The organism is Variovorax sp. 01T439_2 (assembly GCF_056398445.1).
Window position 1 is genome coordinate 1 of the sequence record NZ_JBFTPJ010000517.1, and the last position, 4,212, is coordinate 4,212.

General features: G+C 69.3%; 8 protein-coding genes. 5 read left to right on the forward strand and 3 right to left on the reverse strand.

Annotated features, from left to right (window positions below; genetic code table 11):
- The 3 genes from AC1DOC_RS22020 to AC1DOC_RS22030 all read right to left on the reverse strand — a co-directional run.
- Positions 1 to 282 (reverse strand): DUF3297 family protein (locus AC1DOC_RS22020; RefSeq protein WP_478130478.1); only part of this gene is annotated, 282 nt, incomplete at its 3' end.
- Positions 283 to 325: 43 nt separating this feature from the next.
- Positions 326 to 784: a ribonuclease HI family protein gene (locus AC1DOC_RS22025; RefSeq protein WP_478079659.1), complete on the reverse strand. Its 459-nt coding sequence runs from the start codon at positions 782 to 784 to the stop codon at positions 326 to 328.
- A 13-nt stretch (positions 785 to 797) separates the two neighbouring features.
- On the reverse strand, positions 798 to 1,283 hold the full coding sequence (locus AC1DOC_RS22030; RefSeq protein ID WP_012746497.1) for a DUF4124 domain-containing protein: 486 nt from the start codon (positions 1,281 to 1,283) through the stop codon (positions 798 to 800).
- A 113-nt stretch (positions 1,284 to 1,396) separates the two neighbouring features.
- Between AC1DOC_RS22030 and mnmH the strand changes: the two genes are divergently transcribed.
- From mnmH to AC1DOC_RS22055, 5 genes are all read left to right on the forward strand, one after another.
- A complete protein-coding gene (gene mnmH / locus AC1DOC_RS22035) occupies positions 1,397 to 2,467 on the forward strand; it encodes a tRNA 2-selenouridine(34) synthase MnmH (protein WP_478079660.1) in 1,071 nt (356 codons plus the stop codon).
- 33 nt (positions 2,468 to 2,500) lie between these two features.
- Positions 2,501 to 2,926 carry a GNAT family N-acetyltransferase gene (locus AC1DOC_RS22040; RefSeq protein WP_478083159.1) on the forward strand — a complete coding sequence of 142 codons (426 nt, stop codon included), beginning with the start codon at positions 2,501 to 2,503 and terminating at the stop codon, positions 2,924 to 2,926.
- Complete coding sequence (locus tag AC1DOC_RS22045; protein ID WP_478079662.1) at positions 2,923 to 3,423, forward strand: N-acetyltransferase family protein; 501 nt, start codon at positions 2,923 to 2,925, stop codon at positions 3,421 to 3,423. Before AC1DOC_RS22040 ends, AC1DOC_RS22045 begins: the two co-directional genes overlap by 4 nt.
- A 37-nt stretch (positions 3,424 to 3,460) precedes the next feature.
- The gene (locus tag AC1DOC_RS22050; RefSeq protein WP_018903218.1) at positions 3,461 to 3,730 is read left to right on the forward strand and encodes a DUF2277 domain-containing protein; all 270 of its coding nucleotides are present in this window, start codon (positions 3,461 to 3,463) and stop codon (positions 3,728 to 3,730) included.
- A gap of 28 nt (positions 3,731 to 3,758) precedes the next feature.
- Positions 3,759 to 4,212: LysE family translocator (locus tag AC1DOC_RS22055; RefSeq protein WP_478130479.1), on the forward strand; the 454-nt coding region annotated here is incomplete at its 3' end.

Here is a 4,212-nt window from a genome sequence, read left to right on the forward strand (position 1 = left end):
GTAGAACGCCTCGACCCTGCCCTTGAGCTTGAGCAGCAGGTAGAACGCCTCGACCCTGCCCTTGAGCTTGAGCAGCAGCGGCTTGCCCTTGCGGTCCACCGTCTTGCCCGCGGGCACCTTGATCCAGCCTTCGCTGATGCAGTATTCCTCCACGTCGAGGCGTTCCTTGTCGTTGAAGCGGATGCCGATGTCGTGCTCGAAGACGGCCGGCACGTGGTGGGGGCTGCGCGGGTCGGTGGACAGGTGGTCGGGAAGAGGGGGAAGAGAATTGGCTTCGGTCATGCCGCGGATGATATGGCCTCTGCCCCGCGCCCCCGGGCCGCACCTACCGCCGCGTCTTCTGCGTCTTCTTCTTCGCCATGCGGGCCGCCGGCTTGGGACCAAAGCCCAGCGAGGCGCGCGCGAGCGCATCGGCCTCGTAGTTGCGGTGCCGCGGCACCCAATGCAGGCTGGCCTCCTCGAACGAACCGAGCAAGGCGCGGGCATCCTCGAACAACCCGGCCATGCGCGCGATCGGCCGGGCGCCGGGCGTGCCGAGCTGCTCGACGAGGATGCTGTTGTCGGTATAGGCCTGCACCGCGGTCGCGCCCCTGGCCTTGAGGTCCTCGAGCGCGAGGGTCAGCGCCCTGAGTTCGGCTTCGTTGTTGCAGCCCGTCGCATGGCTGGCCAGCGAGAGGGTGTGGCGGGTGCCGTCGGGCTCGGTGATGACCGCGCCGGCGCCCATGCGGCCGGGGTTCGGCATCGCGCTGCCGTCGCAGTACACGGTCCAGTGGAGGAGTTGCATCGGCTGCGTCGATTCAGCAGTTGTTGCGCTTGATGCCCGCGAGGTTCTGGCAGGGCCGCTGGCCCGGAGGCGGTCCCGGATCCTGCGGGCGCGGAGGCCGTGGCGGGCGAACAATCGGGCGGCCGGGGTCGTAGTACGGGTCGGGACCCCAGCTATAGACCGGCGGCGATTCGGGCGCGGGGCGCTGCGGCTCGCCGACGTTGCGCGGAATGATGGCCGGGCCCTGCGGCGCGTTGCTGGCCGCGGGCGGCGGCGGTGGTGGCGGCGGCGTGTATGCCGGCCGGCGCGCTTCTTCGGGGGAAGCGGACGGCGTCACGGTCAGCGGTTCGGTGATGGGCACCTGGCGCGAGAGCCGGCTGCCGGCGGGGCAAGGGCCGTCGGTGTAGACGATGCCTCCGCCCGCATCGGTGCAGCGCACCACCTCGGCCGCCTGCGCACCCATGGCCGCGGCGGCCGCGCCGAAGAAGAAGACCGGAAAGAACAGAACCGATGTGCGCATCATGCGACCTCCGCCGTTGGCAGCCGAAGACGACAGTGTCTCCCCTGCCCTGCATTCTGGCCGGGTTTCTACAATCGAAGGTTGTCCGCTCCTTCCTCCAACCGCACCAGGCCATGACCGTATACAACCCGCGCCACCAGCCCACGCGCGTGGCCGACCTGCACCGCTTCGACACCCTCATCGACGCGCGCTCGCCCTCCGAATTCGCGCTCGACCACATTCCCGGCGCCATCAACTGCCCGGTGCTCGACGACGAGGAGCGCCGCATCGTCGGCACCATCTACAAGCAGACCGGCGCCTTCGAGGCGCGGCGCGTGGGCGGCGCCATGGTGGCCGCCAACCTCGCGCGGCACCTGCGCGAACGCTTTGCCGAGCAGCCCGCCAACTGGCGCCCGCTCGTATATTGCTGGCGCGGGGGCTTGCGCAGCGGCTCGATGGTGACCTGGCTGCGCCTGGTCGGCTGGGACGCGCAGCAGCTCGCCGGCGGCTACAAGAGCTATCGCCAGCACGTGCTGGCGCAGATCGAGGCCACGGTGCCCAGGCTCCGGCTCCAGGTGATCTGCGGCGCCACCGGCAGTGCCAAGACGCGCGTCCTGCAGGCGCTGGCCGCGCGCGGCGAACAGGTGCTCGACCTGGAGCACTGCGCGAGCCACAAGGGCTCGCTGCTGGGCGCCCTGCCCGGCGTGCCGCAGCCCTCGCAAAAGCAGTTCGAGACGCGCATCGCCACCTGCTTCGATGCGCTCGATGTGTCACGCACGCTCTACGTGGAAGGCGAAAGCGCGCGCATCGGCCGGCTCTCGGTGCCCATCCCGCTGGTCGCGCACATGCGCGCGGCCGACTGCATCGAGGTGCAGGCCGACGCGGCCGCGCGGCTCGACTACCTGCTGCGCGACTACGCCTACCTGGGCGACGACCGCGCCGCGCTGGCGGGCCAGCTCGACAGGCTCAAGGAAATGCAGGGCAAGGCCGTGGTGCAGCGCTGGCAGGAATGGGCGCTCGCGGGCAACCTGCCGCAGCTCTTTGCCGAACTGATGGCGCTTCACTACGATCCGCATTACGAACGCTCGCAGGCGCGCCATTTCGAGAAGTGGCCGCTGCGCCAGCAGGTGGCGGCGCCCGACCTGACGGACGCGGGCATCGACGCGGTGGCGGAGGCCATCCTGCGGTTGAACGCTGCAGGGTAGCGGGCACATTCACGGCAACGGCAAGGCAGGCTCATGACACTCGAATGGCGCGATTCGCTCGAAGGCCTCGACTGGGACGAACTCTCGCGGCTCTACCAGGCCGCACCGCTGGGCAACAAGCAGCCGGGCGGCCTGAAGCTCGTGTTCGGCAACAGCATGTTCAAGTGCCTGGTGTTCGACGCGGGCCGGCTCGTCGGCGCGGGCCGCGCGATGGCCGACGGGCTCGACTGCTCCTACATCTGCGACGTGGCGGTGCACCCGAGCCACCAGGGCACCGGCCTGGGCAGGCAGATCGTCTCGCGGCTGCAGGAGCTCTCGCGCGGGCACCGCAAGATCATTCTCTATGCGGTGGCCGGCAAGGAGCCCTTCTACGAGAAGCTCGGCTTCAGGCGCATGAAGACCGCGATGGCGATCTTCGAGAACCAGGCGCAGGCGGCCGAGCGCGGGCTGATCGAGTGAACCATTCCGTCGTCGCCACCGAAGAGCACCACTTCGAAAGCCTGCACCAGGCGCTCGACGTGGTGGCGCGGGAACGGAAGTACCTTGCGCTCATGCAGGCGCCGCCCTGGGAACAATCGCAGGCCTTCTACCGCAGCGTGCTGGCGGCGGGCTTTCCCCATTTCGTGGCGGTGAATGGCAGCGGCAAGGTCGTGGGCTGGTGCGACGTGTCGCCGGTCTTCGGCCACTCGAGGGCCCACATCGGCCTGCTCGGCATCGCGCTGCTGCCCGAGGCACGCGGGCTCGGACTCGGACTCGGCGCCAAGCTGCTGCAGGCGGCCATCGACAGGTCATGGGCGCGCGGCCTCACCCGCATCGAGCTTGCCGTCCGCGCGGACAACCTGAATGCGAAGGCGTTGTACGAGCGCTTCGGCTTCGAGCACGAAGGCCTGCTGCGCCGCGCGAGCCTGGTCGACGGCATCTACCACGACGCCCACGCGATGGCGCTGCTTCGCTAGACTGAAGCATCCACTGCATGCAACCGGAGAGCGCCCCATGTGCAGAAGCATCAAGACCCTCTACAACTTCGAGCCTCCCGCCACCGAGCAGGAGATCCGCGCCGCCGCGCTGCAGTTCGTGCGCAAGCTCAGCGGCTTCAGCGTGCCTTCCAAGGCCAACCAGGAAGCCTTCGAGCGCGCGGTCGACGAGATGTCCGCGAGCGCCGCACGGCTGATCGGCTCGCTGGTCACCACCGCCGAGCCGCGCGACCGCGCCATCGAAGCCGAACGCGCAAAGGCCAGGTCGGCCGCGCGCTTCGGCACCTGACAGCCAACCGTCAATTTCTGGAGAACCCATGCCGATCGAACTCTGGCTCGCCTTCGTCGCCGCATCGTCCGTGCTGCTGATCATTCCCGGACCGACCATCCTCACGGTGATCAGCTATTCCATGTCGCACGGCCGGCGCGCGAACGTGCCGCTGGTGGCCGCGGTGGCGCTCGGCGATTCCACCGCGCTGGTGGTGTCGCTGCTCGGCCTGGGCGCGCTGCTGGCCGCGTCGGCGTTCTGGTTCACGGTGGTGAAGTGGGTGGGCGGGCTGTATCTGCTGTACCTCGGCATCAAGCTGCTGCGCGCCGGCATCGGCGGCACTGAAATCGCGGCGCCCGCGGCGCCCGATTCGCGCTGGCGGCTGTTCGCCAACACCTACCTGGTGACGGCGCTCAACCCCAAGGGCATCGTGTTCTTCGTGGCGTTCCTGCCGCAGTTCCTGAGCCCCGCGGCCGACATGACGCGCCAGCTCTGGGTGCTGG